General features: G+C 69.5%; 21 protein-coding genes. 13 read left to right on the top strand and 8 right to left on the bottom strand.

Going from position 1 to position 25,386, the window contains the following annotated elements; genetic code table 11:
• Nucleotides 1–237 precede the first annotated feature (237 nt).
• The 5 genes from pgaA (at nucleotide 238) to M2282_RS13285 (ending at nucleotide 7,586) form a co-directional block, all read left to right on the top strand.
• Complete coding sequence (gene pgaA, locus M2282_RS13305) at nucleotides 238–2,775, top strand: poly-beta-1,6 N-acetyl-D-glucosamine export porin PgaA (protein WP_280809250.1); 2,538 nt, start codon at nucleotides 238–240, stop codon at nucleotides 2,773–2,775.
• Nucleotides 2,776–2,783: 8 nt separating this feature from the next.
• Nucleotides 2,784–4,838 carry a poly-beta-1,6-N-acetyl-D-glucosamine N-deacetylase PgaB gene (gene pgaB, locus M2282_RS13300; protein ID WP_280809249.1) on the top strand — a complete coding sequence of 685 codons (2,055 nt, stop codon included), beginning with the start codon at nucleotides 2,784–2,786 and terminating at the stop codon, nucleotides 4,836–4,838.
• Nucleotides 4,835–6,112, top strand: coding sequence for a poly-beta-1,6-N-acetyl-D-glucosamine synthase (pgaC, locus tag M2282_RS13295; protein WP_280809248.1), 1,278 nt, complete (start codon nucleotides 4,835–4,837; stop codon nucleotides 6,110–6,112). The genes pgaB and pgaC overlap by 4 nt, the downstream gene beginning before the upstream one ends.
• A complete protein-coding gene (gene pgaD / locus M2282_RS13290; RefSeq protein ID WP_280809247.1) occupies nucleotides 6,102–6,692 on the top strand; it encodes a poly-beta-1,6-N-acetyl-D-glucosamine biosynthesis protein PgaD in 591 nt (196 codons plus the stop codon). The genes pgaC and pgaD overlap by 11 nt, the downstream gene beginning before the upstream one ends.
• Before the next feature lie 96 nt (nucleotides 6,693–6,788).
• Nucleotides 6,789–7,586: an SDR family oxidoreductase gene (locus tag M2282_RS13285; RefSeq protein ID WP_280809246.1), complete on the top strand. Its 798-nt coding sequence runs from the start codon at nucleotides 6,789–6,791 to the stop codon at nucleotides 7,584–7,586.
• A 302-nt stretch (nucleotides 7,587–7,888) separates the two neighbouring features.
• Here M2282_RS13285 and M2282_RS13280 read toward each other — a convergent pair whose 3' ends face one another.
• Nucleotides 7,889–8,872 (bottom strand): LysR family transcriptional regulator, encoded by a 984-nt coding sequence (locus M2282_RS13280; protein WP_280809245.1) that lies wholly within the window; start codon nucleotides 8,870–8,872, stop codon nucleotides 7,889–7,891.
• Between the two features lie 85 nt (nucleotides 8,873–8,957).
• Here M2282_RS13280 and M2282_RS13275 point away from each other — a divergent pair, with 85 nt between their 5' ends.
• Nucleotides 8,958–9,968: a zinc-binding alcohol dehydrogenase family protein gene (locus M2282_RS13275; protein ID WP_280809244.1), complete on the top strand. Its 1,011-nt coding sequence runs from the start codon at nucleotides 8,958–8,960 to the stop codon at nucleotides 9,966–9,968.
• 12 nt (nucleotides 9,969–9,980) lie between these two features.
• Here the strand turns inward: M2282_RS13275 and M2282_RS13270 are convergent, their stop codons facing one another.
• On the bottom strand, nucleotides 9,981–11,726 hold the full coding sequence (locus tag M2282_RS13270) for a chloride channel protein (protein WP_280809243.1): 1,746 nt from the start codon (nucleotides 11,724–11,726) through the stop codon (nucleotides 9,981–9,983).
• Between the two features lie 86 nt (nucleotides 11,727–11,812).
• Here M2282_RS13270 and M2282_RS13265 point away from each other — a divergent pair, with 86 nt between their 5' ends.
• Nucleotides 11,813–12,367, top strand: a complete 555-nt coding sequence (locus M2282_RS13265; RefSeq protein ID WP_280809242.1) for a GNAT family N-acetyltransferase — start codon at nucleotides 11,813–11,815, stop codon at nucleotides 12,365–12,367.
• A 12-nt stretch (nucleotides 12,368–12,379) separates the two neighbouring features.
• Here M2282_RS13265 and M2282_RS13260 read toward each other — a convergent pair whose 3' ends face one another.
• Nucleotides 12,380–13,756 (bottom strand): PQQ-dependent sugar dehydrogenase, encoded by a 1,377-nt coding sequence (locus tag M2282_RS13260; protein WP_280809241.1) that lies wholly within the window; start codon nucleotides 13,754–13,756, stop codon nucleotides 12,380–12,382.
• Between the two features lie 129 nt (nucleotides 13,757–13,885).
• Here M2282_RS13260 and M2282_RS13255 point away from each other — a divergent pair, with 129 nt between their 5' ends.
• The 4 genes from M2282_RS13255 to M2282_RS13240 all read left to right on the top strand — a co-directional run bounded on the left by M2282_RS13255 (nucleotide 13,886) and on the right by M2282_RS13240 (nucleotide 19,158).
• The gene (locus M2282_RS13255) at nucleotides 13,886–14,650 is read left to right on the top strand and encodes an alanyl-tRNA editing protein (protein ID WP_280809239.1); all 765 of its coding nucleotides are present in this window, start codon (nucleotides 13,886–13,888) and stop codon (nucleotides 14,648–14,650) included.
• Between the two features lie 47 nt (nucleotides 14,651–14,697).
• A complete protein-coding gene (locus M2282_RS13250; RefSeq protein ID WP_280809238.1) occupies nucleotides 14,698–16,917 on the top strand; it encodes a protein-disulfide reductase DsbD family protein in 2,220 nt (739 codons plus the stop codon).
• Nucleotides 16,918–17,010: 93 nt separating this feature from the next.
• On the top strand, nucleotides 17,011–17,703 hold the full coding sequence (locus M2282_RS13245; protein ID WP_280809237.1) for a redoxin domain-containing protein: 693 nt from the start codon (nucleotides 17,011–17,013) through the stop codon (nucleotides 17,701–17,703).
• 114 nt (nucleotides 17,704–17,817) lie between these two features.
• Complete coding sequence (locus M2282_RS13240) at nucleotides 17,818–19,158, top strand: MFS transporter (RefSeq protein WP_280809236.1); 1,341 nt, start codon at nucleotides 17,818–17,820, stop codon at nucleotides 19,156–19,158.
• A 7-nt stretch (nucleotides 19,159–19,165) separates the two neighbouring features.
• Here M2282_RS13240 and M2282_RS13235 read toward each other — a convergent pair whose 3' ends face one another.
• Nucleotides 19,166–19,885, bottom strand: a complete 720-nt coding sequence (locus tag M2282_RS13235; RefSeq protein WP_280809235.1) for an SDR family oxidoreductase — start codon at nucleotides 19,883–19,885, stop codon at nucleotides 19,166–19,168.
• 73 nt (nucleotides 19,886–19,958) lie between these two features.
• Between M2282_RS13235 and M2282_RS13230 the strand changes: the two genes are divergently transcribed.
• Both M2282_RS13230 and M2282_RS13225 read left to right on the top strand, forming a co-directional pair.
• The gene (locus M2282_RS13230; protein WP_280809234.1) at nucleotides 19,959–20,894 is read left to right on the top strand and encodes a LysR family transcriptional regulator; all 936 of its coding nucleotides are present in this window, start codon (nucleotides 19,959–19,961) and stop codon (nucleotides 20,892–20,894) included.
• A gap of 134 nt (nucleotides 20,895–21,028) precedes the next feature.
• Nucleotides 21,029–22,012 carry a helix-turn-helix domain-containing protein gene (locus M2282_RS13225; RefSeq protein WP_280809233.1) on the top strand — a complete coding sequence of 328 codons (984 nt, stop codon included), beginning with the start codon at nucleotides 21,029–21,031 and terminating at the stop codon, nucleotides 22,010–22,012.
• Between the two features lie 18 nt (nucleotides 22,013–22,030).
• Here M2282_RS13225 and M2282_RS13220 read toward each other — a convergent pair whose 3' ends face one another.
• The 4 genes from M2282_RS13220 to M2282_RS13205 are packed head-to-tail and all read right to left on the bottom strand — an operon-like array spanning nucleotide 22,031 to nucleotide 25,383.
• Nucleotides 22,031–22,738, bottom strand: coding sequence for an ABC transporter ATP-binding protein (locus M2282_RS13220; RefSeq protein ID WP_280809232.1), 708 nt, complete (start codon nucleotides 22,736–22,738; stop codon nucleotides 22,031–22,033).
• A 1-nt stretch (nucleotide 22,739) separates the two neighbouring features.
• Nucleotides 22,740–23,447, bottom strand: a complete 708-nt coding sequence (locus M2282_RS13215) for an ABC transporter ATP-binding protein (RefSeq protein WP_280809231.1) — start codon at nucleotides 23,445–23,447, stop codon at nucleotides 22,740–22,742.
• Entirely contained in the window at nucleotides 23,444–24,517 is a 1,074-nt protein-coding gene (locus M2282_RS13210; RefSeq protein ID WP_348541733.1) for a branched-chain amino acid ABC transporter permease, read from the bottom strand. The genes M2282_RS13215 and M2282_RS13210 overlap by 4 nt, the downstream gene beginning before the upstream one ends.
• A complete protein-coding gene (locus M2282_RS13205) occupies nucleotides 24,514–25,383 on the bottom strand; it encodes a branched-chain amino acid ABC transporter permease (protein WP_280809230.1) in 870 nt (289 codons plus the stop codon). Before M2282_RS13205 ends, M2282_RS13210 begins: the two co-directional genes overlap by 4 nt.
• Between the last annotated feature and the right edge of the window lie 3 nt (nucleotides 25,384–25,386).

Here is a 25,386-nt window from a genome sequence, read left to right as displayed (position 1 = left end):
ACGAATGTTCACTATTTGTTAGCTGCTTCAACTAGAGTCGTTTTTTAAGTACTTTTCGGCCGCGTTTCCAGCGGTTTGAAGAGTTTCCCCTGTGATGGCACAAGAGGCTGCGCAGGGGGTGAAGTCACAGGGAGCAGAGTGTCAATCCACCAAAAAGATGGGGGCACGGTCACGGCTGGGCGCAAAACCGCGCTTGTCCGTTCGTTGTCGCTACACCTCGCCTGCATTGCGCGAGGCTTGCCGCCGATCGTTTGCGTGCTGGCCCTGGGCGTGTCCCAGGCGCATGCGCAATCCGCCGTCGCGACTCCGCCCGCCGCCGAGCGCAGTGCGGTGGGCTACGACCCGCGGCAGCACGACGCATTGATCGTCGAGCGGCGCGCCGGACGCATCACGTCCGCGCAGGCGCTGCAGCAGCTCAAGGACTGGCTCGCCCTCCCGCCGGGCGCGCTGGACGACGCCGCACGGCGGCGCCTGGCCTCCGATGCCATCGCCATCGCGGCTGGCGACGGCCGGTTCGCCGAGGCCGTGGCGCTGGGCAGGCAGTTCCCGCCTGGCCAGTTGCGTGACTACGCACTGGGTCCGCTCGCCATTGCGGCGCGACGGACCCAGGATCTCGCATTGCAGGGCGAAACCGTGGCCACGTGGCGCGCCCGGCAGCCCACAGCGCGCGAGCCCCGCATCCATGAAGCCTTCTGGCGCCTGGACAGCGGCGACATCGCCGGCGCACAGGCGCTGTACCGCGAACTCGCGCAGCCCATGCCGACCGAACTGGCCGACCGCGTCGCGCTGCTGGAACTGCGAGGGGCCGTGGCACGGGCGGGCGGCGACACGCTGCAGGCGATGTCCGCCTACTCGGAAGCCAGCGTGCTCAGGCCCGATCGGCCCGACCTGCGCCGGGAGACCGACTTCCTGCTGGCCGACAGCGGCGCCGAATCGTCCGCGTACGAAGACGCCGAAGCGGCCGAGCGCGCGAAACCGGGCAGCTTTTCAGCCCTGGCGCTGGCCACGCTGCAACAGCAGGCGCTGGGACAGCGGCTGCGCTGGGCCATCAAGGAGCGCGACGAACGGCTGGGCCCCGCACGCGTGGTCGCCCTGGACCGCGTGCTGGCCGACCAGGAGGCCGCGCTGAGCCGGCTCGATGCGGCGGCCGCCGCCGCCCCGCCCGCCGACGCGCCGGAATGGCACGCGGTGCGCGTTCGCCTGCAGTCCGATCGCCTGCTCGCGCTGGTCGAACGCGGCCGTCCCGCCGACGCCATCGCGCTCTACGGCACGCTGAACGCCGCCGGCATCGAACTGCCGTCCTACGGCCTTGCGGCCGCCGCCCGCGCCTTCGCGCAGGAGCGCCGCTCGGTCGATGCGGTGCCGCTGTATGAAGCCGCCATCGCCAAGGCCGGCCCCGCGCTGCAGATGCCCGCCGAAAGCCATTTCGGGCTGGTCTACGCCTACCAGGACACCGGCCGCTTCGAAGAAGCCGAGGCACTGCTCGAGCGCATCGAGGAAGCCACGCCCGCCTACCTGCGGCTCGCGCCGGAAACCCGGCGGCCCAACAGCCAGTACACCGACGTGAACGGCATGCGCGGCCTGCTGGCGCTCTACAGCGACAACCCCACGCTCGCCCAGCAACGCTTCACGACGCTGACCGGCGAAGCCCCGCTGAACGCCGGCTACGCCTACGGCGCCGGGGTCACCGAACGGCTGCGCGAACACCCCGAGGCCGCCGTCGCGCGCTTCGAGGCGCAGGCCGCCGACGCGCCCTTCGACATCAGCGCGCGCGCCGGCCATGTCGAAGCCCTGATGGACGCCGGCGAATTCGCCGAAGCCCGCCGGCGCGCCGAATCGCTGGAGGCCGATGCGGGCGACGACGCCGAGGTGCGCAACCTCGCGCGCAAGCGCCGCGCCATCACCGGCCCGCAACTGGAGGTCGAAGCCGGCGCATCGACCGGCGGCGGCGCCCTCGCGAACCGCGAATGGCGCGTCGACAGCCGGCTCAGCTCGGGGCTCATCGACGACCAGTGGCGCGTCTTCTACGACCAGTCCCTGGGCCATGGCGACACGTCCATCGGCGATGCGAACCGCGCACGCGCAGGCCTGGGCCTGCGCTGGGAGCAGGGCCGCTGGCTGGCCGAAGGCCAGGTGCAGCGCGGCAACGGCGGCCCCTACCGCACCAGCGTCGCCGGCCGCGTGGACTACCGCGCGGGCGATGCATGGCGCCTGTCGGCCACCTACGACGGCGACAGCAAGGAACTGCCGTGGAAGGCGAAGGTCACGGGCGTCGGCGCGCGCGAGGCCGGTGCCAGCGTGGGCTACGTGGTGAACGAATCGCGCCGCTTCGACCTCGGTTGGAAGCAGCTGGACTTCAGCGACGGCAACCTGCGCAACGGCGTGGACTTCAGCTGGCGGGAGCGCTGGATCAGCACGCCGCGCTTCCAGCTCGAGACGAAGCTGGGCGTCGATGCCAGCCGCGGCCGCGCGCAGGACGTTGCGTACTTCAGCCCGTCCAGCGATGCGAGCGCGCAGCTTGCGGTGCGCGCGCAATGGCTCAACTGGAAGAGCGACGAGCGCCAGTTCTTCCAGGCGGTCGAAGTCAGCGGCGGCGGCTACCGGCAGGCGGGCTTCGGCACCGGCCCGCTCTGGAGCGTGCGCTACGAGCACCGCTGGGACCTCGGCCCGCGCATGACGCTGCGCTACGGCGTGAGCATTTCCAGCCATCCCTACGACGGCGTGCGCGAACGACAGCGCGGCGTCTTCCTGAACCTTTCGATGCCCCTGCCGTGAAGCTGCCGATGAATCCCCTCTCCTTTTTGCGCGCAGCCATGCTCTGGCTGCTGGTGGCGCTCGCGCTGCCGGCGCTCGCGCAACCGCTGCCGCCTGCCGACCCGGACGACGGCGTGAGCTTTCGCGTGCTGTCCTTCCACGACGTGCGCACCAATGTGCGCGCCAGCTTCGAGACCTCGCCAGACGAAACCGCCGTGGACGAACGCTCGCTCGCCGAAGTGTTCGCCTGGCTGCAGTACAGCGGCTACCACCCGGTGAGCCTGCAGCAGATCGTCGACGCCCGTGCGGGCCGCACGCCGCTGCCCGCCAAACCGGTGCTGCTGACCTTCGACGACGGCTACAAGAGCGCCTACACCAAGGTGTTCCCGCTGCTGCAGCGCTACCGTTATCCGGCGGTGCTGGCGCTGGTGAGCAGCTGGCTCGAGGTGCCCGAGGGCAGCCTGGTGCACTGGGGCGACAAGCCCGCACGGCGTGAAGAGTTCCTGCGCTGGAGCGAGGCGGCCGAGATGGCGCGCTCCGGCCTGGTCGAACTCGCGAGCCACAGCGATGCGATGCACACCGGCATCCTGGCCAACCCGCAGGGCAACATGCTGCCCGCCGCGTCCACGCACCGCTACGACGCGGCCACCGGCCGCTACGAGGACGACGGCGCCTACGCCCGGCGCGTCGAGGCCGACCTGCGCCGCAGCCGCGAGATCATCGAGGCCCGCACCGGCGCCAGGGTGCGCGTGATGGTGTGGCCCTACGGCGCGTACAACGACGCGGTGCTCAAGGCCGCCGAGCGCGCCGGCATGCCCGTCACCCTCACGCTGGACGACGGGCCGAACACCGCGGCCGTGCCGCTCTCGCGCATCCGCCGCGCGCTCGCGGCCTACGACAACGAGGCCCCCGAGTACGCGCGCCTCCTGCGCAGCCCCGTGGGCGGCGAGGGGCGCCCGATCAACCGCGTGATGCACGTGGACCTGGACTACGTCTACGACCCCGACCCGGCCCAGCAGGAGCGCAACCTCTCGGCGCTGGTGGAGCGCGTGGCGGCGGTGCGCCCACGCTCGGTGTTCCTGCAGGCCTATGCCGATCCCGACGGCGACGGCGTGGCCGACGCGCTGTACTTTCCCAACCGCCACCTGCCGATGCGCGCCGACCTGTTCAGCCGCGCGGCCTGGCAACTGCGCAGCCGCGCCGGCGTGAAGGTCTACGCCTGGATGCCGGTGATGGCCTTCCGCCTGCCGGGCTCCAACCCGCTCGCCACCCACACGGTGCGCACGCAGGACGGCACGGTGCCGGCCGACCGCTACCAGCGGCTGTCGCCCTTCGACCCTGCGGTGCGCACGCTGGTCGGCGACCTCTACGAAGACCTGGGCCGCCACGCCTTCTTCGAGGGCCTGCTGTTCCACGACGACGCGATGCTCTCCGACGACGAGGACGCGAGCCCCGCCGCACTGGCCACCTATGCCAGCTGGGGCCTGCCGCCCGACGTGGCTGCCATCCGCGCCGATCCGGCCCTGATGGCGCGCTGGACCACGGCCAAGACGCGCTACCTCACCGGCTTCACGCAGGAACTCGCGGCGCGCATCGGCGTGTGGCGCCCGGGCCTGGAGACCGCGCGCAGCCTCTACGCGCGCCCGGTGCTCGAACCCGCGGCGGAACAGTGGTTCGCGCAGAACTACGAGAACGCGCTCGCCGCCTACGACTACGTGGGCCTGATGGCCATGCCGCGCATGGAACGCGAAGCCAAGAATCGGGCAGAGAGCGATGCATGGCTGGCACGGCTGGCACGCCGCGCAGCCGACACGCCGCGCGGCCTCGACGGCACCGTGTTCGAACTGCAGGCGCGCGACTGGCACACCGGCGAGCCGGTGCCCGACGAAGAGCTCGCGCGCCAGTGGACGCTGCTCCAGCGCGCGGGCATCCGGCACCTGGGCTACTACCCCGACGACTTCCTGAACAACCAACCCTCGCTGGACGTGGTGCGCCGCGCCATCTCGGTCCGAACCCTGCTGTCGCGCCCCGTGCGCCAGGAAATCCCGTCTCCGTCGACGGCAGAAAGAACCGGCTCGCCATGACCACGCTCCAAGCCCTTTCGCAGAACCTGCCGCCGCTGCTGTTCGGCTTCGTCTTCTACTACCCGTTCTTCATGGCCTATGTGTGGATGGCCGGCGGCCTCTCGCATGCCTGGGTGTTCGAGCGCGGGAACCATACGGACGTCGATCCGCTCGAGACGCTCCCCTTCCATCCGCTGGTGACGGTGGTGGTGCCTTGCTTCAACGAGGCGCCGCACCTGCGCGAGGTGATCGAGCAACTGATGCGCACGCGCTACCCGCACTACGAGGTGATCGCGGTGAACGACGGCAGCACCGACGGCACCGGCGAACTGCTGGACGCGATGACGACGGAATACACCCGCCTGCGCGTGATCCACAACGCCAGCAACCAGGGCAAGGCCGTGGGCCTGAACACCGCCTGCCAGCTGGCGCGCGGCGAATACATCCTGGGCATCGACGGCGATGCGCTCGTGGACGTGAATGCCATCGCCTGGATGCTGCAGCCGATGCTCAGCTCCGAGCGCATCGGCGCGGTCACCGGCAACCCCCGCATCCGCACCCGCACCACGCTGCTGGGCCGCATGCAGGTGGGCGAGTTCTCTTCGATCATCGGCCTCATCAAGCGCTCGCAGCAGCTGGTGGGCACGCTGTTCACCGTCTCGGGCGTGCTCGCGATGTTCCGTCGCCGCGCGGTGATCGACGTGGGCTTCTGGAGCCCCGACGTGCTCACCGAGGACATCGACATGAGCTGGAAGCTCCAGCTGGCCGGCTGGAAGCTGCGCTTCGAGCCGCGCGCGCTGTGCTGGATCCTGATGCCCGAGACCTTGCGCGGCCTCTGGAAGCAGCGCCTGCGCTGGGCCGTGGGCGGCATCCAGACCATGCTGCGCTACACGCCGCGCATCCTGCGCCCGCACCACTGGCGCATGTGGCTGGTGTTCGCCGAGTACATGGTCAGCGTCGTCTGGGCCTATGCCATGGCGCTGGTGCTGGCGATCGGCCTTGCGCGGCCTTTCCTGCCGGAAGACTCGCCCTGGCATTCGGCGCTGCTGCCGCACTGGCAGGGGACGCTGCTGGCCATGACCTGCATCCTGCAGATGCTCGTGAGCCTGTGGATCGACCGCCGCTACGACAAGGACCTGCTGCGCTATTTCGCCGGAACGATCTGGTACCCGATCGCTTTCTGGACCATCACGATGGCGGCCACCGTCGTCGCTTTACCCAAAGCTCTGATACGCCGTCGCGGCAAACGCGCGGTGTGGACGAGCCCTGACCGAGGAGTCTCCGATGCCCCATGAATCCAATGCCCATGCAATCGATCTTCAAGCCGACGCCTATGCCGACGCACCGCCCCCGGCGCGAAGCCGGTCGTGGGGCCAGCCGAAGGGCGAAGCGCCCATCATCGACGCCGCACGCATGCCGCTGCGCGCCTACGGCAACAGCCGCTCGCCGGCACGCACGCTGGCCATGTACCTGTGGCTGCGCGTGCTGCGGCCGGCGGTCACCGTCGCCATCTGGTTCTGCGCCATCTGGTATGCGTGGCCCTACGTGCTGGGTGCGCGCTCGCAGCCCGAGGTGCTGCACCTGCTGGCTCTGTACGCGGTGGTGATCGGCCTGATCCTGGGCGCGATGCTGATGATGGCGCCGCTGCGCCTGCGCCAGCAGGAACGCGAGGCCTCCCCCGACCAGGAACAGTCGTCGCTGTTCGCGCTGGCTTCCTACATCGAGGTGCCGCCCGCACGCCTGTCGGGCTGGCAACGCGCGCGCCAGTTGCTGGCGCACCACGACCGCCATGGCCAACTGCGCGACGCGGTCGACACCGCGCACAGCGCGCTGGAGCCCGAGATGCCGCAGCGCCGCGCCAGCCCAGCGCACTGACCCGGACGCCCGGACAGCCACGTCCGTGCAGGGGTTTCGCCGCGGTGCTTCAATCGCCGCCGGCGAATCGTTTCAACCACCCTTTCAAGGACCTTCATGGATCTCCAGCTCCAGGACCAGCACGTTCTCATCACCGGCGGCAGCAAAGGCATCGGCCTGGCCTGCGCGCTGGGGTTCCTGCGCGAAGGCGCGCGCGTGAGCCTCGTCTCGCGCGACCTGCAGAACCTGGAGCAGGGTCGCGAGACGCTGATCGAGGCGTTCGCAGAGGCCAAGGGCCGGGTCTCGGTGCATGCCGCCGACCTCAAGGACCCCGCGAGCGCCGTGGCCGCGCTCGATGCGGCCGAGCAGGCGTTCGGTGCGGTCGACGTGCTCGTCAACTCGGCCGGCGCCGCCCGCCGCACCCCGCCCGACGACCTGACCCCCACCGCGTGGCACGACGCGATGGATGCGAAGTACTTCACCTACATCCACATGATCGACCCCGTGGTCAAGCGCATGGGCCAGCGCGGCCGCGGCGCGATCGTCAACGTGATCGGCCAGGGCGGCAAGGTCGCCAGCCCCGTGCACATGGCCGGCGGCGCGGCCAATGCGGCGCTGATGCTGGTGAGCGCCGGCATGGCCGCCGCCTATGCGGCCAAGGGCGTGCGCGTGAACGCGGTGAACCCCGGCCTCACGCTGACCGCAAGGCTGCAGGAAGGCATGAAGGCCGATGCGAAGCTGCAGGGCATCGACACCGACGAGGCGCTCAAGCGCGCCACCGCGCGGCTGCCGCTGGGGCGCATCGCAACGCCGGAAGAGATTGCGAACACGGTGGTGTTCCTCGCGTCGCCGAAGGCGAGCTATGTGACGGGGGCGATCGTGGCGATGGATGGGGCGGTCACGCCGATGATTTGAGCGCGCGGCGTTCGACCGCCGCTGCCCTCACCCCAGCCCTCTCCCCAAGGGGAGAGGGAGAAAATCCAAAGCCGAGCGAAGCGAAGGCCCGAAAGAAATCAGAGGGCCGAGCAAAGCGATGGCCCGCCCCGAAGCCCTTCTGTGTGCGCCGAGGAGCGGAGCGTTTCGCGGATCAGGGCTCGCAGCTGTCTGAGCGGAACGAAGTGGAGCGAGTTCTGCGAGACCCCGCGAAACGCGAGCACCGCAGGTTGCCCCGTAGCGCAGCGAAGGGGTCGCACACAGCAGGGTCGCCTTTCTTTTGCCTACGTTTCTTTGGCGAAGCAAAGAAAAGTAGGTCGGCCGCCGGGCCGAGACCCGGCCAGCAGCCTCAAAAAATTCACCCCCCCCCTCGTCAGCCCCTCGAACTTGAGCGCAAGAAAGTCGACCAACGCCCTCACCCGCGCCGGCACAAACCGCCCACTAGGCAGCAGCGCATGCAGCGGATAAGGCTCCGTCTGCCAGTCGCTCATGAGGTGCACCAGCCGCCCACTGCGGATGTCATCACGCACATCGAGCGCCGACTTCAGCGTGATGCCATGCCCCGCCACCGCCCACTCCCGCGCCAGCGAGGCGTCGTCCACGCTGCGGTTGCCGTTCACCCGCACTTCCGTCCACTGCCCGTTCTGCGCAAACCGCCAGACCCGATGCCGCCGCCCGCCCCGATTGAAGATCAGGCAGTTGTGGTGCAACAGATCCTGCGGCATCTTCGGCGCGGGATGGCGGCGCAGGTACTCGGGCGATGCGGTCAGCAGCGGATTGGTCATCGCGAACGGCCGCGCCACCAGCCGCGAATCGGCCAGCGCGCCATAGCGCAGCGCCACGTCGACCTCGTCGCGCATCACGTCCAGCGGACGGTCACCGACCGACAGCGACAGCTGCACGCCCGTGTGCAGCGCAAGGAATTCATCGAACCACGGCAGCAGCGTGCTGCGGGCGAGGTCCGAGGGCGCCGCCACACGCAGCGTGCCGACCAGTTCGCCGCGATCGGCCGTGACCAGCGACTCGCCTTCGTCCAGCAGCTCGAAGGCGCGCACCGCGTAATCGAGCAGCGTCTGACCCTGCGGCGTGAGGCGCATCGCGCGCGTGGACCGCTCGAAGAGGCGCGCACCGAGCTGCGTTTCGAGCCGCTTGAGCGTCGCGCTGGCAGCCGCAGGCGTGATGCCCAGCGCATGGGCGGCGGCCGTGAGCGTGCCGCCGCGCGCGGTCTGTACGAGCACCTGCAGGTCCGAGGTATTTTCAATCTTCATTTGAAAGTGTTGCTGTTGGATCCCGGCTTATCAAATGCCCGTTGCCATCCTACAGTCGAGGCATCGTTTCAGAAAGGTCCCCGTCATGAAAGCCATCGGCTACTACCAACCCCTTCCCATCGAAAACGCCGAATCGCTGCAGGACATCGAACTGCCCGCGCCCGTGCCCGGCGCGCGCGACCTGCTGGTGCGCGTGAAGGCGGTGTCGGTCAACCCGGTCGACACCAAGGTCCGCAAGAACACCGCGCCCGAAGCCGGGCAGGCCAAGGTGCTGGGCTGGGACGCGGTCGGCACGGTCGAAGCCATCGGCAGTGACGTGCAGAACTTCAAGGTCGGCGACCGCGTGTACTACGCGGGCTCGATCATTCGCCCCGGCGCCAATTCGGAGCTGCACGCGGTGGACGAGCGCATCGCCGCCATCGCGCCCCAGAGTCTGGACGACGCGCAGGCCGCCGCGCTGCCGCTGACCACGATCACCGCGTACGAACTGCTGTTCGACCGCCTGCAGGTGCCCAAGGGCGGCGGTTCGGGTCAGACGCTGCTGATCACTGGCGGTGCCGGCGGCGTGGGCTCGATCCTCATCCAGCTCGCGCGCCAGCTCACGCAACTGCGCGTCGTCGCCACCGCTTCGCGCCCCGAAACGCGCGAGTGGTGCCTGTCGCTCGGTGCGCACGTGGTCATCGACCATTCGAAGCCGCTCGCCGCCGAGCTCAAGGCCGCAGGCATCGGCGAGGTCGACATGGTCGCCAGCCTCACGCAGACCGAGCAGCACTACGCGCAGATCATCGAGAGCCTGAAGCCCCAAGGCCAGCTCGCGGTGATCGACGACATGAAGGTGCTCGACGCGATGCCGCTGAAGACCAAGTGCATTTCGCTGCATTGGGAAATGATGTTCGCGCGCTCGCGCTTCACCACGCCCGACATCGCCGAGCAAGGCAAGCTGCTGGCCGAAGTGGCCGCGCTGGTCGATGCGGGCCGCATCCGCACGACGGCGAATGCGAGCTTCGGCACCATCAACGCCGCGAATCTTCAGCGCGCGCATGCGCTCATCGAGAGCGGCAAGGCGCAGGGCAAGGTGGTGCTGGCCGGGTTCTGACGCGCTGCTGACTCAGGCCTGCCAGGGCAGGCCGCGCATGCGCTCGCGCTTTTCTTCTTCGTCGAAGTGCGCGAGCGAGGGCTTGATGAGGTCGCTGCGCGCCACAAGACCAACGAGCGCCAGCGACTGCGCATCTTTCACGACCGGCAGCCGCTCGAGCCGGTGGCGCGCGAGGCGCGTCGCCACCACGCGGCAGTTCTCGCCCGCGAGCGCGAACAGCGGCGCCGAGCCGGTGCAGGCATCGCCCACCGTTCCCACGCTGAATGCTGCGAGCATCGCGCGGTCGGCCATGCCGATCACCGCGTTGCCGCGCAGCACCGGGTAGGCGCGGTGCGCCTGGCCCTCGCCGAAGTACTGCGCGAGCGCCTCGCCCACAGGCAGTGCGGCATCGATGCTGCGCACCTCGCGCGTCATCACTTCTTCCACCGAATGGCGCTCCAGCGGATCGATGCCGTATTCGCGGTAGATGTGATAGCCGCGGCGCGCGATCTTCTCGGTGAGGATCGAGCGGCGCATCGTGAGCACGGTGAAGCCATAAGCGACGGCTGAGGTGGTCAGCAGCGGCAGCAGCGCATTGCTGTCGTGCGTGAGCCCGAAGGCGAAGATGGTGGCGGTGAGCGGCGCGCGCATCACGCCGCCCAGCGTGGCGGCCATGCAGACCAGCGGCCACAGCATCGGGTCGTTGCCGGGCAGCACATGCGAGAGCACCACGCCCAGGCCCGCGCCCATCATCAGCAGCGGCGCGAGCACGCCGCCCGAGGTGCCCGAGCCCAGCGAGATGACCCAGATCACCGCCTTCACCGCGAGCAGCGCGGCCACCACGCCGAGCGCGAGGTGGTTGTGCAGCAGGTCGCCGATGACGTCGTAGCCCACGCCCAGCGCACGCGGCTCGAAGTAGCCGCCGATGCCCACCGCCAGGCCGCCGATGGCGGGCCACCACATCCAGTGGATCGGCAGCTTGCCGAACAGGTCTTCCACCTTGTAGAGCGAGATCGAGAGCGACGCCGAGAGCACGCCGCACAGCAGGCCGGCGATCACGCAGGAGAACATCGCAAGCGGGCCGGGCACGGCCGTCTGCAGCGGGAACAGCGGGCCTGCATCCATCAACAGAGGCCGCGTGAAGCCGGCGACCGCGCAAGCCACGGCCACCGGCAAGAGGCTGCGCGGGCGCAGCTCGAACAGCAGCAGCTCCACCGCCAGCAGCACCGCGGCAACCGGCGTGCCGAACACCGCCGTCATGCCGGCCGTGGCGCCCGCCACCAGCAGCGCCTTGCGCTCGGCGGCGGTGAGGTGGAAGTACTGCGCGATCAGCGAGCCGATGGCACCGCCCGTCATGATGATCGGCCCCTCGGCGCCGAACGGCCCGCCGCTGCCGATCACGATGCCCGAGGACAGGGGCTTGAGCAGCGCGACCTTCGGCGACATCTTGCTCTTGCCGAACAGGATCGCCTCGATGGCCTCGGGGATGCCGTGGCCGCGGATCTTGTCGGAGCCATAACGCGCGATCAGCCCGACGATGAGCCCGCCGATCACCGGCACCACGATGACCCAGGCGCCCAGCGTGTGCGTGGCCGGCGAGCGGTCGGCCAGCGAGAAGGTCTGGAAGAAGAACAGGTTGGTGAAGAAGCGGATCAGGTCGAGCAGCACGCGCGCGGCCACGGTGCTGATGGCGCCGATGACGATGGCCATGGCGGTGATGCGCAGCAGGCGGGCGTTGAGGGCGAAGTCGCCGCGCGGGGGGTGGGAAGCAGCAGTCATGACGAGGGTGTTTGCGCGCGGTGGCGTTCGGAGGAGCCCAGATTACATCACGACGTGATGTATGTGCGATCGCTCACAATCGCCGGATGCCTGCTCCCCTGATCGAATTCGACACCGACCGCCTTCGCCTGCGTCAGTGGCGCGAGAGCGACTGCACGCCCTTCGCCGCGATGGCCGCCGATCCGCAGGTCATGGAATTCCTGCTGCCGCTGCCTACGCGCGCCGACAGCGATGCGATGGTCGAGCGCGGCAGGACCCGCATCGCCGAGAACGGCTGGGGCTTCTGGGCCGTTGAGCACAAGGCCACGGGCGAATTCATCGGCTTCACAGGGCTGAACGTGCCGCTGGCCACGCTGCCCTTTTCACCGTGCGTGGAAATCGGCTGGCGCCTTGCGCGCCACACCTGGGGCCAGGGTTTCGCGACCGAGGCGGCGCGCGGCGCGCTGCAGGTCGGCTTCGAGCGGCTCGGGTTCGACGAGATCGTGGCCTTCACCGCGGTCGGCAACTTGCGCTCGGCCGCGGTGATGGAGCGCATCGGCATGCGCGAGGACGTGGCCGGTGCGTTCGACCATCCGCTGGTGCCCGAGGGCCATCCGCTGCGCCGGCACCGGCTCTTCCGCATCGCCCGGCCGCAGCGCTGAGGCCCTCGCTGATTACTGCGGCTTCGCGCGCGACACGCGCCACACCGCATTGCCCACGTCGTCGGCCACCAGCAGCGCGCCGCTCTTGTCGAGCGTCACGCCCACCGGCCGGCCCTGCGCCTTTTCGTCGGCGGTGAGGAAGCCGGTGAGGATGTCCACCGGCGGCCCGCTCGGCTTGCCGCCGATGAAGGGCACGAACACCACCTTGTAGCCCGACTTGGGCTTGCGGTTCCACGAGCCGTGCTCGCCGATGAAGACGCCGCTCGCGAACTCCGGCGGCATGCCGCGCGCGTGCGAGAAGGTCATGCCGAGCGGCGCGACGTGCGAGCCGAGCGCGTAGTCGGGTGCGATGGCCTTGGCCGCCATCTCCGGGTTCTGCGGCGTCACGCGCGCATCGACGATGCCGCCGTAGTAGCTCCAGGGCCAGCCGTAGAACGCGCCCTCCTTCACCGAGGTGAGGTAGTCGGGCACGAGGTCGCTGCCGATCTCGTCGCGCTCGTTCACCACGGTCCACAGCGCGTTGGTGTCGGGGTCCCAGCCCATGCCGTTGGGGTTGCGCAGGCCGCTCGCGAAGAGGCGCTTTTCACCCGTCTTGGCGTCGACCTCCCAGATCGCGGCGCGGCCCTCCTCGGCTGCGAGGCCGTTCTCGCCGATGTTGCTGTTGGAGCCGACCGTCACATAGAGCTTGGTGCCGTCGGCGTTGGCGATCACGTTCTTGGTCCAGTGGTGGTTGATGCCCGCTGGCAACTGCGTGACCAGCGTGGGATTGACCTTCACCGAGGTCTGGCCTTCGGCGTAGGGCACCTTCACGAGCGCATCGGCGTTCGCGATGAAGAGCTCGTTGCCCACCAGCGCCATGCCGTAGGGCGACATCAGGTTGGTCATGAAGACCTGCTTGACCTCGGCCACGCCGTCGCCATCGGCATCGCGCAGCAAGGTGATGCGGTTCGGGCTGGGCACGCCGGCACCGGCGCGGGCCATGACCTTGCCCATGACCCAGTTGCGGATCTTGGCGACCGGGCCGCTGCCGCCGTCGCTGCTGCCGCCGGGCTTGGGCGGCTTGTTGCTCTCGGCCACGAGCACATCGCCATTGGGCAGGGTGTAGACCCAGCGCGGATGCTCCAGCCCGCGCGCCAGGGCGGTCACCCTCAGGCCCTCGGCGGGGGTGGGCGTGGCGGCGTCGGTCCAGCCGATGGCGGTCGCCACGTTGACGGTGGGAATAAGGGTCTTGTTCGGCTCGACCAGTTGCGGACGCGGCCCGGTCGTGACTTCCGGGGCGAGCTTGGCGGCTTCGCCGCAGCCGGCCACAAGCAGGGCGGTGGCGACGGCCAGGGCAGACATCTGCCAGGCGCGGGTGATGCGGGTGGGTGCTTGCTGCGGAGCTTTCATGCGTGATCCTTCGCGGCGAGGCCGCATACCGGGCGGATCATCCACCGCCGGCCGGCCTCGGGGTTGTCGGTCGTGGGCGCTTTCTGGCGTGGGCGCACCCCAATCGCGCATCGCCGCTACCATCGCCGCATGACCGACGACCTGTTCCGTGCCGACGCCTACCTGCGCGCCTGCGAAGCCCGCATCCTGCGCATCGACGAAGCCGGCATCGTGCTGGACCGCACGGTGTTCTATCCGCTGGGCGGCGGGCAGGCGGGAGACGCCGGCGTGCTGGCCCTGGCCGACGGCCGCGAAGTCGTCATCGCCGACACCCGCAAGGCCAAGAACGAAGAAGGCCAGCCGACCAACGAATTCGTCCACGTGCCCGCCCCGGATCAAGCCGAGCTGCTGGCCGCGCTGGAGCCCGGCGACACCGTCACCGCCCGCCTCGACTGGGAGCGCCGCCACCGGCTGATGCGCTTCCACACCGCCTCCCATCTGCTGTGCCATCTCGTGCCGGTGCCGGTGAACGGCTGCTCGATCACGCCCGACTACGCGCGCATCGACTTCCACATGACCGATCCGCTCGACAAGGAAACGCTCACCGCCGGCCTCGCCCGGCTGGTCGGCGCGGCCCATCCGCTGACCGTGGGCGCCATCACCGACGAGGAGCTCGATGCGAACCCGGCCCTCGTCAAGAGCATGAGCGTGCAGCCGCCGCGCGGCACGGGCACGGTGCGCACCATCCGCATCGGCGGAACGGGCGAGGGCGAGGCGCAGATCGACTTCCAGCCCTGCGGCGGCACGCATGTTGCGAATACCTCGGAAATCGGGGCGGTCGTGGTCACCAAGATCGAAAAGAAGAGCGCCAACAGCCGGCGCGTGGTGCTGGGCTGGGCAAGCGCCGCGGCCTGACGGACACCCCCGGAACTTCGACACGCCCTACCGCTCCGACTGACGGCATGATCCTCTCGCGCATCTATTTCGCTACGCTTCTGATAGCAATTTTCGCAGCCAGCATGCCGGCTGCGGCGCAATTGGCGTCCAAGACCGGGGCCGTCGTCACCACCCCCCACGTGCGCGCCGAACTGGTCGCCCATGCGCCCGATGGCGTGACACCCGGCGCACCCGTCTGGGTCGGCCTGCAGATCACGCACCAGCCTGAGTGGCACACCTACTGGAAGAACGCCGGCGATTCGGGCCTGCCCACCGAAATGACCTGGACGCTGCCCGCGGGCGTCTCGACCGGCGAGATCGCCTGGCCGGTCCCCAAGAAGATTGCGGTCGGCAGCCTCGCCAACTACGGCTACGAGAACACCGTGCTGCTGCCGGTGCCGCTGGAGGTGTCCACGCTCTACAAGCCGCCGATAGCGCTGGCCGGCGGCACGCCCGCGATGGACGTCAGGCTCAAGGCCTCCTGGCTGGTCTGCCGCAAGGAATGCATCCCCGAAGAGGGCGAGTTCACGCTCTCGCTGCCGCTGCAGGGCTCGACCGCGCTGCACAAGGCCGACTTCGACGCCGCAGAGGCCGCCCAGCCCCAGGCGCTGGCCAAACCAGGCGGCATCGAGGTCAATGGCAACAACCTGCAAGTGAAGCTCGAAGGCCTGCCGGCCGCCGTGCAGGGCAAGACGCTGGCCTTCTTCCCCGAAACCCCCGAGGTGATCCGCACCGCGGCCGTTTCCGGCAAGGACTGGACCCAATCCTGGCAAGGCGGCACCTGGACAGCCACCATGCCGTTGGCCGACCAGCGCAGCGCGAGCCCCACGGTGATGCCGGTGGTGGTGGCGCTGGCCGAGGCCGACCGCCAGCCGGGCCAACCGGTGGCTTGGCGCGCGGAAGCGCCGGTCTCGGGCACCTGGCCCGCCGCCGCCACGCCGGCGCGCGCCGAAGTCTCGCCCGCGCTGCAGGCCGCGCTCGCTGCCAATGCCGCGAACGCCGCTGCAAGCCCCACCACCGACCTGCCCCCCCAACCCACCCGCACCTTCGTCATGGCCTTGCTGGGCGCCCTGCTCGGCGGCCTGCTGCTGAACCTCATGCCCTGCGTGTTCCCGATCCTTGCGATCAAGGTGCTGGGCTTTGCGCGCCAGGCCGGCAACGCCAGCGCGCACCGCAAGGCGGGCCTGGCCTACACCGGCGGCGTGATGCTGTCCTTCCTCGCGCTGGGCGGCGCCATGCTCGCGCTGCGTGCGGCCGGCGCGCAACTGGGCTGGGGCTTCCAGCTGCAGTCGCCGGGCGTGGTGGCGGCGCTGGCGGCGCTCTTCACGCTGATCGGCCTGAACCTCGTGGGCGTGTTCGAGTTCGGCCGCGCTGCGCCCTCGTCGGTCTGCAGCGCGCAGGCCAAGCATCCGCTGGCCAACGACTTCCTCTCGGGCGTGCTCGCCGTGGTGATCGCCTCGCCCTGCACTGCGCCGTTCATGGGCGTGTCGCTCGGCTTCGCGATCGGCCTGCCCGCGGCGCAGGCGCTGCTGCTGTTCGCGGCGCTGGGCCTGGGCCTCGCGCTGCCGTACCTCGTGGCCGGCTTCGTGCCCGCCATCGCGCACCTGCTGCCCAAGCCCGGCCCGTGGATGGGCACGCTGCGCCGCCTGCTGGCCTTTCCGATGTTCGCCACCGTGGCGTGGCTGGTGTGGATCCTCGGTCAGCAAAGCGGCATCGACGGCGCGGGCACGCTGCTCGCGCTGCTGGTGTGCCTGGCCGCCATCGTCTGGGCGTTCACGCTGCGCGGCCGCACGCGGCTGGTGATCGCCACCGTGCTGATCGCCTTCACCGCCATGCTGACCGGTGCCATCGGCCGCAACGTGCTGCAGGTGGTGGAGCCCGCCAAGCTGGCCGCCAGCGGCGCGAACCAGCGCTGGCAACCGTGGTCGGCCGAGCGCGTGAGCGAGCTCTCGGCCGCCGGCCAGCCGGTGTTCATCGACTTCACCGCCGCTTGGTGCGTGACCTGCCAGTACAACAAGAAGAGCACGCTGGCCGACGCCGACCTGCTGGCCGATTTCGATGCGAAGAAGGTCGCGATGCTGCGCGCCGACTGGACCCGCCGCGACCCCGCCATCACCGCCGCGCTCACCGCGCTCGGCCGCAGCGGCGTGCCGGTCTATGTGCTGCAGGCGCCGGGCAAGGCGCCGGTAGTGCTGACCGAAATCCTGGGCAAGGACGAGGTCCGCGCCGCACTCGCCGCGCTTTGACCACTGCGTGACATGGGTTGTCACATGCACTTGAAGAAACCGTTCTAAGCTGCAGTTGTCGTTTGGAATTTTCTACTGGAGCTCAAGCTGGCCATGTCTCTCTCGCCAATCTCCGACTCGCGTTCCCTTCGTGCCGCGCGCCATGCCCGCGCCGCCCTGAGCCGGGCCTCCCGCCGTGCCGTCGTCGCCGCCGCTGTCGCGCTCGGCGGGGCCTTCCTGATGGGCACCAACGCCTTCGCCGCACCGGCCGTGGGCCAGCAGGCGCCGGACTTCGTGGCCGTGGACACCACCGGCGCCAAGCACAAGCTCTCGGACTTCGCAGGCAAGTTCGTCGTGCTCGAATGGACCAACCCCGGCTGCCCCTTCGTGCGCAAGCACTACGGCAGCGGCAACATGCCCGCCACGCAGAAGGCCGCGACCGACAAGGGCGTGGTGTGGCTGGCCATCAATTCCACCGAACGCGCCGCGAGCGACTACCTGAAGGCCGACGCGCTCGATGCCTGGATGAAGTCGCAATCGGCCGCGCCCACCGCCGTGCTGATGGACGAGGACGGCGTCATCGGCCAGGTCTACGGCGCGCGCACCACGCCGCACATCTTCATCATCGACCCGAAGGGCGTGCTGGTGTATGCGGGCGGCATCGACAGCATTGCCTCGGCGCGCGCGGACGACATCAAGACCGCGACCAACTACGTGAACCAGGCCCTCGGCGAAGCCTTCGGCGGCAAGCCCATTTCGGCGGCCACCACGCGACCCTACGGCTGCTCCATCAAGTACAAAGCCTGACGCGCACACGCCGTCACTCTTCGAGTGACAGCTACCTGACCCGCACAGTCAGGTAGCGGTCGGGGAGCCCGACCTACCCTTGGCGAACACACATCGCCCAAGGGGACAAACCAGATGAACACCGCGCCTTCCGCTGCGCAACAAGGCGCGGCCGCTCGCCCGTCTTCCACGGCCTCCTCCTCGAAATTCGCCACCGTCCTGCGTGTGACCGGTGGCAATTTCATGGAGATGTTCGACTTCTTTTTGTTCGGCTTCTACGCCACGCAGATCTCGAAGGCCTTCTTCCCCGCCGGCAACGAGTTCGCATCGCTGATGCTGACCTTCATGACCTTCGGCGCAGGCTTCCTGATGCGGCCGCTGGGTGCGATTTTTCTCGGCGCCTACGTCGATCGCGTCGGCCGCCGCAAGGGCCTGATCGTCACGCTCGCGCTGATGGCCGTCGGCACGCTGCTGATCGCCTGCGTGCCGGCCTACGCGACCATCGGCCTCGCCGCGCCGCTGCTGGTGCTCATCGGCCGGCTGCTGCAGGGCTTCTCGGCGGGTGTGGAGCTGGGCGGCGTGTCGGTGTATCTCTCGGAGATGGCCACGCCGGGCCGCAAGGGCTTCTACGTGAGCTGGCAGTCGGCCAGCCAGCAGGTGGCCATCATCGTGGCGGCGGCGCTGGGCTACTGGCTCAACGTGACCTTCACCTCGCAGGAGATCGGCGACTTCTACTGGCGCGTGCCCTTCTTCGTTGGCTGCCTGATCGTGCCGGTGCTCTTCATCATCCGCCGCTCGCTGCAGGAGACCGAAGAGTTCATGGCGCGCAAGCACCGCCCCGATGCGCGCGAGATCTTCCAGTCGATGATCGCCAACTGGGGCCTCGTGGTCGCCGGGATGATGCTGGTCTCGATGACCACCGTGTCGTTCTACCTGATCACGGTCTACACGCCGACCTTCGGCAAGTCAGTGCTGCACCTGAGCACCACCGATGCGCTCATCGTCACGCTGTGCGTGGCCATCTCGAACTTCATCTGGCTGCCGATCATGGGTTCGCTGTCGGACCGTGTGGGGCGCAAGCCGCTGCTGATTTTGTTCACCGTGTTGACCATCCTTACCGCGTACCCGTCGCTCAAGTGGCTGGTGGGCGCGCCCAGCTTCGCGCGCATGCTCGAAGTGGAGCTGTGGCTGTCGTTCCTCTACGCGAGCTACAACGGCGCGATGGTGGTGGCGCTGACCGAGGTGATGCCGGTCAATGTGCGCACAGCAGGTTTTTCGCTGGCGTACAGCCTGGCGACGGCGCTGTTCGGCGGCTTCACGCCGGCCATCGCCACCGGGCTGATCGAGATGACCGGCGACAAGGGTGCGCCGGGTCTGTGGATGACCGCTGCCGCCATCTGCGGGCTCATCGCGACGCTGGTGCTCTACCGCCGCAACGTGAGCCCCGCAGACGCGCAACGCGTGCCCGTGGTCTGAGTTTTTTTCAGACCAACCGCAGCCCGCCGTCGCACTCGATGACCGTGCCCGTGGTGTAGCCGTTCTCGATCAGGAACTCGATTGCATGCGCCACGTCCTGCGGCTGGCCCACGCGGCCGACGGGCAGGGTCTCTACCTGCTGGCGGAACAGGTCGTCCTTCATCGCGACGGGCACGCGGTTCCACCACGGCGTGTCGATCAACCCCGGTGACACCGCATTCACCCGGCTGGGTTTGAGCTCCCGCGCCAGGCTGCCGATCATCGCTTCGAGCGCGCCGTTGATGGCGGCGAGCCCCGCAGTCCCCGGCAACGCATTGCGCGCCGAGATCGCCGTCACGAAGGTGATGCTGCCGCCCTTCCGCAACACGCGCGCACCCGCCTGCGCCGCTTCGAGCTGTGGCCAGAACTTGGCCTCGAAGCCGCGCCGCAGCGATTGCAGGTCGAGCTGCGCGAACTCGCCCGCGCCCTCGCCGCCGCTGAGCGTGAGCACGAGGTGATCGATGGGTCCGGTCTTCCCGAAGAAGGCGTCGAGCGCGCCGCGGTCGCAGGCATCGAAGGCCGCGCCGCTCACGTTCGCGCCCATGCCGCCGATCGCCTCCTGCAACTTGCCGTTGTCGCGCCCCGTCGCGATGACGCGCGCCCCGGTCGCCGCGAGCCGCCGCACCGTCTCCAGCCCCACGCCCGAAGAGCCGCCAACCACCACCACTGTCTGCTGTTCCGAAGTCATGTCGAATCCTTTGGTTGCCTGATGAGCCTTCAGGTTAGGGAGCGCAGGCCTATCATTCAAATCGTTTGAAACCATGGACAACATCAACGAAAGTGATTTCAGGCGGCTGGACCTGAACCTGCTGCTGGTGTTTCACGCGCTGCTGCACGAACGCAGCGTCACGCGTGCGGCGCAGCGCCTGTTCATCGGCCAGCCTGCACTGAGCGGCGCGCTCAAGCGCCTGCGCGCGGCGCTGGGCGACGAGCTCTTCGTGCGCACCTCGCACGGCATGACGCCCACGCCGCGCGCGCTGGCACTCGCGCGCGTCATCGAGCCGCTGCTGCTCTCTTTGCAGCAGGCGCTGCATGCGAAGCCGGTGTTCGATCCCGCCAAGGCCGAGCGCGTGTTCCGCATCGGCCTGAGCGATGCGCTCGAAGTGGCGCTGATGCCGCAGCTCATGCAGCGGCTCGCGGTGGAGGCCCCGGGCGTGCGGCTGATCGCGCGCGCGGCCGATCGCGTCAGCGCGCCCGGCATGCTCGATGCCGCCGAGATCGAGCTGGCCGTGGGCGTCTTCACCGACTGCGCCACCTGGCATCGGCAGCGCGCACTGTTCGACTGGCATTTCGTCTGCGTCTACAACCCCGCGCTCGTCAAGGTGCGCGGCAAGCGGGTGACGCTCAAGGAGTACCTGCGCCATCCGCACCTGCTCACCTCGTTCAGCGCCGACCTCAGTGGCCTGGTCGACGAGTTGCTGCGCGAACAGGGGCTCGCGCGCCAGGTGGTGTTCTCGAGCCGCAACTTCGCGACCAACCCCTTCATCGTGCGGCAGATGGCGGCCATCACCACCGTGCCCACCTTCGCCGCGGCCACCTGGCGCGATGCGCTCGGGCTGGCGGTCAGCCCGTTGCCTTTCGATACGCCGAGCTACGCCGTATCGCTCCTGTGGGCCGCGGCCCACGACGCCGACCTCGGGCTCCAGTGGCTGCTTTCATTGATGGACGAGGTTTTCGGCGGCAAACCCGTTCGTTGACCCAGCGCGCACTGCGCGTAGACCGGGAACGCACCGGCGCCACCGGTCCGGGTGGAAACACCGATGATCGCCCGCCCCTGCATGCCTATCCTGCGGAAGCGCTTTCGGCGCCCCCCAAAGAGAGACAACACGGCATGAACGCAAACCACTTCAGCACGCTGCTCGAGCACCCCGAGGACCGCCAGGCCTGCTGGGGCCGGATCAGCGAGTCGTACTTCGGCGCGTTGCGCGTGCAGTGCCTCGACACGGGCACCTTCGACGCGCGCATGGATGCCTACACGCTGGGGCCGCTGGGCATGTACATGATCGAAGCCCCCTCGCACCGCGTGGCGCGGCCCGACACGCGCCAGGAGATCGTGCTGGACGAGCACTACAAGCTGGTGCTGCAGCTCGGCGGCCACGGCCACATCTCGCAGCGCGACCGCGAGTTTCACCTGCACCCCGGCGACTGGAGTCTCTACGACCCGCGCGTGCCCTATGCGATCACCAACCCCGAGCGCTCGCGCCTCCTGGCCATCACGATCCCGCGGCAGCAGTTCAAGGGCATGAAGATTCCCGACCTGCACACCTGCGAGGCGCACACGCCGGCGATGCGCGGGCTCTATGCGGTGCTGGGCTCGTTCCTCACCTCGCTGGCCGACCAGTTGCCCTCGCTGCCGGACGCGGTCGGCCGCTCGGTCAGCGACACCGTGCTGAGCCTGCTCGCATCGACGCTCGCCACGCACTCCGACGAGCAGTTCGGCGCGCATCCGGTCCCCGGCGTGCTGAAGGCCCGCGTCAAGCAGTTCGTGCACGCGCACCTGGCGGACCCCGCGCTGTCGCTGGACCTCATCGCGCAGCAGCTGCGCTGCTCCAAGCGCTACCTGCACCGCGTGTTCGAGGACGAAGACCAGACGCTGGACCGCTTCATCTGGCAGATGCGGCTCGAACGCTGCAGCGAGGCGCTGCGCAACGCGGCCGGCCGCCGCATCTCGGTGTCCGAGATCGCCTTTGCCTGGGGCTTCAACAGCAGCGCGCATTTCTGCCGCGCGTTCAAGATGCAGTACGGCGTGGCGCCACGCGAGTTCCAGCGGCGCGAGGCCGAGCAGGCCCTCGCCTCGGCGGCGCTGACGCACTGAAGCGCCGCCGGGCCGAAGCTACGCGGCAGCCAGGTAGCTGCTGTGCAGGATCTCCGGCCGGCTGCGCAATTCTTCCGACGATCCCGCAAACGCCATGCGGCCGCGCTCCAGCACATAGGCGCGGCTGGAGACGGCCAGCGCCACGGTCGTGAACTGTTCGATCAGCAGCACGCCGACACCCTCGCGCGCGACCTGCTGCACCACCTCCACCAATCGCTTGACCACGGTGGGTGCGAGCCCCAGCGAGAGTTCGTCGATCGCCAGGTAGCGCGGCTTGCCGATCAGCGCCTGGGCGATGCAGACCATCTGCTTCTGGCCGCCCGAGAGCGAGCGCGCGGGCAGCGCGAGCTTCACGCGCAGTTCGGGAAACACCGCGAGCACCTGCTCGACAGCGTCCGCTACGCGCGATGCGGGAAGCGCCGTCGCAGCAGCACGCAGGTTGTCGAGCACCGACAGGTCGCCGAGCACGCGATGCCCTTCCGGCACCACCGCCACGCCCAGCGCGCGCACCCGCTCGGGCCGCTGGCCGTGCAGCGCATGGCCTTCGACCTCGATGCGTCCGCCGGTGAGCGGCAGCACGCCGGCAATCGCCATCACCGTGCTCGACTTGCCCGCGCCGTTGGCACCGAGCAGCGCGGTCACCTCGCCGGACGGCACCAGGAGGTCGATGCCGTGCAGCACGGCCTTGCCGCCGCGCAGCAGGCGCAGATCGTGGATGCTCAGCATGTCATTCCGTTCCCAGGTAGGCCTTGCGCACGGCCGGATCGTCGAGCACCGCGCGCGTCGGTCCGAGCGCGAGGCGGCGGCCGAAGTCGAGCACCAGCGTCTGCGTGCAGGTGGCCGCGATCAGGTCGACGTCGTGGTCGATCAGCAGCACCTGCGCGCCGCAGAAGGCGTGCACCGAGCCGATCACGCGGCGCAGCGCGCCAGCCTCCTGCTCGGTGAGGCCCGCGCCGGGTTCGTCGAGCAGCAGCAGCTTGGGCGCGCCGACCAGCGATTTCGCGATCTCCAGCATGCGGCGCTGGAAGAGGTTCAAGCGTTGGCCCGGCACCGTCGCCACGTCGAGCAGGCCCGTGTGCGACAGCGCCCGCGCCACCTGCGCCACCGCCTCGCCGCGTGCATGCGGCACGTGGTCGAGCAGCGCGCGCACGTTGTCCCACACGCTCAGGTCTTCCACCACCTGCTCGGTCTGGAACGAACGCCGCAGGCCGAAGCGCACGCGCTCGATGGGCTTGAGGCCCAGCAGGTCGGCGCCATTCACCGCGACCGTGCCGGCGCGCGGCTGCACGAGGCCGCTCAGCACATTGACCAGCGTGGTCTTGCCCGCGCCGTTCGGCCCGATGAGGCCGCACACGGGCGCATCGAGTTCGGCGCTCAGCGCATCGATCGCCTTGACGCCGCCGAAGGCCACCGTGAGATCGTGGATGCGGATCATGGCGCTGCGTCCTTGGCGCGCGGCGAAAGCCGCTTGCGCACCGCATCGAACGCCCCCGCCAGTTGCCCGGCAATGCCGCTCGGCGCCGTGATGAGCGCATGCAGCAATGCGACGCCAAAGAAGATCATCGCGAGATAGCCGTTCACACCGAAGTCCGTGAGCAATGCCGGCACGGCGCGCAGCAGCAATCCTGCGATCAACGCACCGGCCCAGTGGTACACGCCGCCCACCACGGTGAGCGCGAACAGCATCACCGAATCGCCTGCGGTGAAGGCGCGCCCGTCGAGCTGGCCCACGCCGCCCGCGAGCAGGGCGCCCGCCACGCCGGCGCAGAAGCCCGCCAGCCCGAAGGCCCAGGTCTGGTAGCGCAGGATGTTCACGCCCGCCGCCACGGCTGCGGCCTCGCCGCGGCGGATCAGCGCCCATGACCGGCCGGCCCGCGTGCGCCGGTGCAGCTCGATCAGCGCCAGCACCGCCGCCAGCCACACCGCCACATAGCGGAAGTACGCCGCATCGGACAGCGCCAGCGCGGGCCGCGGCATCATCAGCCGCTCGCTGCCGAACACGCGGCCCAGCCAGCCCGCGCCGCCGTCGGGAAAGCCCATGACGTTGATCACCACCTGGAAGCCGCCGGCCATCATCATCGTGACGAGCGCGAGATAAAGCCCCTTGAGCCGCAGCGCCGGCAGCCCCGCGAGCATGCCCACCGCGCACGACAGCAACCCGCCCGCGAGCACCGACAGCTCGAAGGGCCAGCCCAGCCCGTGCCCCGCGCGCAAGGCGATCCAGCCGCCCGCGCCGAGCAGCGCGTACTGGCACAGCGACACCAGCCCCAGCTGGCCGTAGAGCAGCGCCACGCCGGCCGCCGCGATCGACAACGCGAGCGACGAAGTGAGCGTCTTGATCCAGTAGGCATTCGCCAGCCACGGCACGGCGATGCCGATGAGCAGCACGCAGCCGACCATCGCAGCCAGCGAGAGGCGTGCGCGGCGCGATGCCTCGGCCAGCGAGGCGGGCGCCACGGCGATATCCCGAGCTGGCGCCACGCCGTTGAAGATCGAAGCGCTCATGCTTGCCGCGTCCCCGTGCGAAAGAAAACGATCATCGCCAGCGCAATCAGGAACGGCGTGGCCGTGCGAAAGGCCGCGAAGCCCGGCACCGTGATCGCCAGCGCCTCCAGCACGCCGATGGCGATGCCGCCCGCCACCGTGGCCGGCAGCGAATGCAGCCGCCCGATGATCGCCGCGGCAAAGGCCGGAATCACCAGGAAGGTCAGCAGCGTAGCCTGCAGCCGCACGATGTTCGCGAGCAGCAGCCCGCACACGCCGGCGAAGGCGCCACTGAGCACCCAGGCCACCGTGTCCACGCCGAGCACGCGAATGCCCAGCAGCGCGCTCAGGTCGCGGTCATTGGCCAGCGCGCGCATCTTCAGGCCCACGCGGGTCTTCGACAGCAGCAGGCCCACGCCGCCCATCATCAGCACCGCCAGTGCGAGCCCCAGCGCCCGCGTGTGGGTGAGGCGCACCTCGACCTCGCCGAGCACGAATTCGATCGCGCCCGCATCGGTGGGCAGCACCAGCCGGCGCGGCTGCTCGCCCCAGTACCACTCGGTGAAGCCCACCACCACCAGCGCGAAGCCCAGCGTGGCGATGCTGCGGATGGTCGGGTCGCGGTGCGACAGGCGCGGCGCCAGCAGCCGCCCGTAGGCCAGCGACAGCAGCATCGACGCGACGATGGCCGCGCACCACGCGACGCCCTGCGGCCAGTCCGCCTCGAGCATCGACCAGGCCACATAGGCACCGAGCGCGCCGATGGCGCCGAACGCGAAATTCAGCACCCCCGAGGAGCGATAGAGCACCACCAGCCCCACGCCCGAGAGCGCATACACCGCGCCCAGGCCCAGGCCCGAGATGACGAAAGGCAGGTAGTCCTCCATGGC

The sequence above is a fragment of the Variovorax boronicumulans genome (assembly GCF_029892485.1).
GTDB lineage: Bacteria > Pseudomonadota > Gammaproteobacteria > Burkholderiales > Burkholderiaceae_C > Variovorax > Variovorax boronicumulans_B.
Note: the sequence above shows the minus strand (reverse complement) of the source record. Positions and strands in the feature narration are given on the sequence as shown.

What these genes read in the sequence shown, in the direction of transcription:
- pgaB (WP_280809249.1), top strand. Translation starts at nt 2,784, where the DNA reads ATGAATCCCCTCTCCTTTTTGCGCGCAGCCATGCTCTGGCTGCTGGTG.
- pgaC (WP_280809248.1), top strand. Translation starts at nt 4,835, where the DNA reads ATGACCACGCTCCAAGCCCTTTCGCAGAACCTGCCGCCGCTGCTGTTC.
- pgaD (WP_280809247.1), top strand. Translation starts at nt 6,102, where the DNA reads ATGCCCCATGAATCCAATGCCCATGCAATCGATCTTCAAGCCGACGCC.
- M2282_RS13285 (WP_280809246.1), top strand. Translation starts at nt 6,789, where the DNA reads ATGGATCTCCAGCTCCAGGACCAGCACGTTCTCATCACCGGCGGCAGC.
- M2282_RS13280 (WP_280809245.1), bottom strand. Translation starts at nt 8,872, where the DNA reads ATGAAGATTGAAAATACCTCGGACCTGCAGGTGCTCGTACAGACCGCG.
- M2282_RS13275 (WP_280809244.1), top strand. Translation starts at nt 8,958, where the DNA reads ATGAAAGCCATCGGCTACTACCAACCCCTTCCCATCGAAAACGCCGAA.
- M2282_RS13270 (WP_280809243.1), bottom strand. Translation starts at nt 11,726, where the DNA reads ATGACTGCTGCTTCCCACCCCCCGCGCGGCGACTTCGCCCTCAACGCC.
- M2282_RS13265 (WP_280809242.1), top strand. Translation starts at nt 11,813, where the DNA reads ATGCCTGCTCCCCTGATCGAATTCGACACCGACCGCCTTCGCCTGCGT.
- M2282_RS13260 (WP_280809241.1), bottom strand. Translation starts at nt 13,756, where the DNA reads ATGAAAGCTCCGCAGCAAGCACCCACCCGCATCACCCGCGCCTGGCAG.
- M2282_RS13255 (WP_280809239.1), top strand. Translation starts at nt 13,886, where the DNA reads ATGACCGACGACCTGTTCCGTGCCGACGCCTACCTGCGCGCCTGCGAA.
- M2282_RS13250 (WP_280809238.1), top strand. Translation starts at nt 14,698, where the DNA reads ATGATCCTCTCGCGCATCTATTTCGCTACGCTTCTGATAGCAATTTTC.
- M2282_RS13245 (WP_280809237.1), top strand. Translation starts at nt 17,011, where the DNA reads ATGTCTCTCTCGCCAATCTCCGACTCGCGTTCCCTTCGTGCCGCGCGC.
- M2282_RS13240 (WP_280809236.1), top strand. Translation starts at nt 17,818, where the DNA reads ATGAACACCGCGCCTTCCGCTGCGCAACAAGGCGCGGCCGCTCGCCCG.
- M2282_RS13235 (WP_280809235.1), bottom strand. Translation starts at nt 19,885, where the DNA reads ATGACTTCGGAACAGCAGACAGTGGTGGTGGTTGGCGGCTCTTCGGGC.
- M2282_RS13230 (WP_280809234.1), top strand. Translation starts at nt 19,959, where the DNA reads ATGGACAACATCAACGAAAGTGATTTCAGGCGGCTGGACCTGAACCTG.
- M2282_RS13225 (WP_280809233.1), top strand. Translation starts at nt 21,029, where the DNA reads ATGAACGCAAACCACTTCAGCACGCTGCTCGAGCACCCCGAGGACCGC.
- M2282_RS13220 (WP_280809232.1), bottom strand. Translation starts at nt 22,738, where the DNA reads ATGCTGAGCATCCACGATCTGCGCCTGCTGCGCGGCGGCAAGGCCGTG.
- M2282_RS13215 (WP_280809231.1), bottom strand. Translation starts at nt 23,447, where the DNA reads ATGATCCGCATCCACGATCTCACGGTGGCCTTCGGCGGCGTCAAGGCG.
- M2282_RS13210 (WP_348541733.1), bottom strand. Translation starts at nt 24,517, where the DNA reads ATGAGCGCTTCGATCTTCAACGGCGTGGCGCCAGCTCGGGATATCGCC.
- M2282_RS13205 (WP_280809230.1), bottom strand. Translation starts at nt 25,383, where the DNA reads ATGGAGGACTACCTGCCTTTCGTCATCTCGGGCCTGGGCCTGGGCGCG.